Source organism: Streptomyces sp. NPDC001220 (assembly GCF_053597895.1).
Genome location: NZ_JBSFJE010000047.1, coordinates 1 through 3,522, shown reverse-complemented (window position 1 = coordinate 3,522; position 3,522 = coordinate 1). Strand labels below are relative to the sequence as shown.

Sequence of the window (3,522 nt, the reverse complement as noted above, 5' to 3'; positions counted from 1 at the left end):
CCGATCCGCGCGGTCTGCTCCGCAGACACGACGCGGCGTCGCTACGCGACGCTTCCCGGCGCTGCGCGCCGGAGACCCCCGGGCTCCGCCCGAGGGGGCCAGGCACTCCGTGCCCGGCCTACCGGGCCAACGCTCCGCGCTGGCCCGGGGCCTGACGGCTCCGCAGTCAGGCAAAAACGGCAGCAGCAAGGGAGGGGTTGGCCTGACTCTCCCGTGCTCGACTGGTACTGACGGTTCGTCAATGTCAGGCTGTGCGTCAAAATTGACGCTGAGCTAGATTCTGGGATGACAGGGCGCCCCAGTCACGCCAACCGAGAATGCATCAATTCTGGTGTGGGATAGATTCTGGGCTCACACCGCACCCCCGGCTTCAGTTCGATCGATAACGGATAAATTCCCGATACTACTCACACGCGGCGCCCTCCTCCGAATGTCTCGGAGGAGGGCGCCGTAATCAGAATATGATTTACGCTGCCCGCTTCCTCTGAGAAATCGAATCAGGGAGTACCGTGTTTTCGGTGGTCGGCTGGATGTCTCTGTCCTCGGAGGGCTCCTGCCTCGCGCCGGCCCGGAGCTGCTGGCGCAGCTTCCAGTGGGCCCTCTCCCATTCGAGGATGTTCTTCTTCGCGGCCTGCCGGCTGCTGCGGAGCGCCCGGATCCCCCCGGCGATCCACAGTTCGAGGTCGGCGGCCTCGATGACGTAGCAGGCCTTCAGGAAGGCGATGGCCTGCTCGGCGTCGACGGGCAGGATCTTGCCGTTGATGATGCGGCGGACGGTGGTGGCGGGCAGCGTCCCCGGGGTGGACGTCCGCGTCATCTCGCCGGGCGTGGGGTAGCCGGCCCACACGTGCTGGTCGCGCAGCGCCTGGCCGAAGGACGCGATGGTCTTGATGAGTTCGGGGTCGGGTGCCTTGTGGAGGTAGTAGGGCGCCCGGGTCGCCCGGCGTGCGCGGATGAAGAGGTCGAGGCCCTGGGCGTGCGCGAGGGCGATGCTGTCGGTGAACTTCTCCTCCTCGGTGATGGTGACGTTGATGGTGGTCTCGACGGTCTCCCAGGAGGGGACGGAAGTGCCGGCGGCGGCCCGTTCGAAGGTGGCCTTGGAGGGCATGCCGCCCACGTTGTTGGCCATCTCCTCGTAGGTCAGGCCGGCGGCGGCCTTGCGGGCGCGGAGGAAGTCCGCGAGCTTCGCGCGTGCCGGGACGGTGCGGTCTACCGGCTTCTCGGGGCGTCCTGTGGCGGTCACTTCAGTGCCCCGAGCTGCGGTAGGCGTCCATGAGGCGCTTGACCCTGTTGGCGCCTCGGTAGCCGGTCGTCACCATCACGACGGCCGAGGCTCCGATGCGAGTTCTGGCGCTGCGACGTCCGCGCGCTGTACCCCTGCCCGGGCGGGGCGCGCCGGTGCGGCCGCGTCCATCCCACGGCCAACCCGCGGGGCATCCTCTTCGACGACCTGGTGCGCCGGACAGCGGCCGCTGAGATCGTGCCGGTGCAGTTCCGGGTCGGCGCCACGACCCACCGTTTCTGGGTCACCGGCTCTGACCGCGACCGCCTTGAGGACTACCGCAGCGACGACACCGTGCTGCCCGCCGTCCTGGAGCTCGACCTCGATGCCCCCGCGCACGCCAGCCCCGGCCGGCCGACCTGCAGACCGGCGATTATCTCCGTGCCGGGCACTGGCGCTTCGGTCCCAGTTTCCGGGCCCGTCACGGCTTGGATCCCGACTCAGTCGGCTTCGCCCGCCATGGAGACGGCGCTGGCCGATTCCCCGGCAGCCGGACAGCTTGCTCCGCAGCTCGTGCTGCATCCCAGTGGCCTGCCGCACGAGCTCGTCGTCCTCCAGCAGACGGCCGACGACGCGCACCATCTGCTGCTGCGGCTTCAGGACGCCGGAGAGCGGACCGACCAGCGTCGTACGTGGTTGGCGGCCGCGGCGGCCGTGCAGGACGCCGTGACCCGCTACGCACGGTCGGAAGCCCTCAACCGGTACGAGGTGGAGAAGCAGCTGCGTCACCACGTCCGGCATCCCGATTCACAACCAGTGTCGATAGGCCACTATCCGCGACTCACCAAATCCGCTAGCGACTGCTGCAGAAAATCACTAGTGTATGACTGCCTGTAACTACCATCCACAAGCCCAACGGCTCTTGCTTCATCGCCGCCAATCAGCCTGATATGCCCCGCCAGATTTTCGGCTGCCCCGAACTCCCCGAAATCACACCCCGGCCATGCCGGGATCGGAGAATGGTAGATTTCTGGCTCGCCAGGGAAGGGCGAAAGTAGACTTTCATCGCGCCCGACCACTTTCCACACGCCATTTAGGACCTGCACATCATCACTATAGATCGGAAATTTACACACGGCGGAATGTCGAGGATTCACGGCTTCCAAGGATTCAAACCTCTCCCGGAAAATCCCGAGCGCGACCCCGAATCTATTGCGCGCCACCACGATCCCTGCATACCAGCCACCGTCGGCGGGAATTGCCAGGATATCGCCAATCCCGGGCTTGGCGACACTCTCCGTCGCCGCGATTGAAAGATGAGAGATACCTCCGCTAGCCACATCCTCAAAATTCACCCCCTCGCCATTAATAAAGAGGAGTAGAGCATCAGCCAGATCAGATGGTGGAAGGGGATTTCCGCTTCCCTCACCGGACAAACCCGCCAAAACGTCAGCCATATCGGTGAACATGGAATCGGCCAATTCTGGCACTCTCGATCCTTCCGGGCCGGAGTAAACGGTTCCGTCCACCAGGGTGGCCTTGAATACCAGAGGTGTCGAATAGACACCATCCGACGACCACTCTAGGAGCTGCAGGAATTCCTTCAATGACGGAAGCCTCCCAACCCTTTCGGAAAAATCCAAGACGATCGCCGCTAGTTTGACATTTACATGGCTGTCACTCATGGACATGGCACTCCCTTCTTGAAATTCTCGTACGCCCGATATCCGGGCGCCTTCTTGGGATCCATCGGCTGCTGGCGATTACCTCGATAATTGTCGCCATCCTCTCCAATATAGGTTCCGAAGTAGTCCGCAATTCGCTGTTCAAGGAGGCGAGATTGACCGTACGTCCGGGTGCCCGGATACACATCCATTCTATCGCCGTTTGCAGGATTGTATCGGTTGAAGGTTCCGCCGTGACGTCGCTGGACAGAAGCCGGCGATTCATTAGGGCCAAACATTCCACTGTAGTAGGGCACATTATTTCGGTCCACCAGGACATAGTTGCTGAACCCTGGGCGGTCGAGCTTATCGAGGTCAAAACCCGCCCCACCACCATTATGGACGAGTACAGAAGTATGCCCCGCCAGCACGTAGTACGTGTGGAGGTCGTCGACGGTGAGGTTGTACATGTCGCGATCGCCAGGGACTTTGGTGATGCTAGCGACGTAGACGTGGTAGCCAACGGCGGTGTTGAGGGCATGTGGAGTGACCCCTTGAGGTCCGACACTTCCGTTTTATGCGGCGAGGTGGAGTCGTTGTCTGTAGCGGGTCCTGGCCTGGTGTGGGGTGAGGTAG

General features: G+C 63.2%; 4 protein-coding genes. 1 reads left to right on the top strand and 3 read right to left on the bottom strand.

Going from position 1 to position 3,522, the window contains the following annotated elements:
* Nucleotides 1-466 precede the first annotated feature (466 nt).
* Nucleotides 467-1,243, bottom strand: a complete 777-nt coding sequence (locus ACWDGI_RS43510; RefSeq protein ID WP_450768591.1) for a helix-turn-helix domain-containing protein — start codon at nt 1,241-1,243, stop codon at nt 467-469.
* A gap of 237 nt (nt 1,244-1,480) precedes the next feature.
* Here ACWDGI_RS43510 and ACWDGI_RS43505 point away from each other — a divergent pair, with 237 nt between their 5' ends.
* The gene (locus ACWDGI_RS43505) at nt 1,481-2,119 is read left to right on the top strand and encodes a hypothetical protein (RefSeq protein WP_450768590.1); all 639 of its coding nucleotides are present in this window, start codon (nt 1,481-1,483) and stop codon (nt 2,117-2,119) included.
* Here ACWDGI_RS43505 and ACWDGI_RS43500 read toward each other — a convergent pair.
* Together ACWDGI_RS43500 and ACWDGI_RS43495 are read right to left on the bottom strand one after the other, a co-directional pair.
* Complete coding sequence (locus ACWDGI_RS43500) at nt 2,053-2,907, bottom strand: hypothetical protein (RefSeq protein WP_450768589.1); 855 nt, start codon at nt 2,905-2,907, stop codon at nt 2,053-2,055. The genes ACWDGI_RS43505 and ACWDGI_RS43500 overlap by 67 nt on opposite strands.
* Nucleotides 2,904-3,356 carry a hypothetical protein gene (locus ACWDGI_RS43495; RefSeq protein WP_450768588.1) on the bottom strand — a complete coding sequence of 151 codons (453 nt, stop codon included), beginning with the start codon at nt 3,354-3,356 and terminating at the stop codon, nt 2,904-2,906. The genes ACWDGI_RS43500 and ACWDGI_RS43495 overlap by 4 nt, the downstream gene beginning before the upstream one ends.
* Nucleotides 3,357-3,522: the final 166 nt, after the last annotated feature.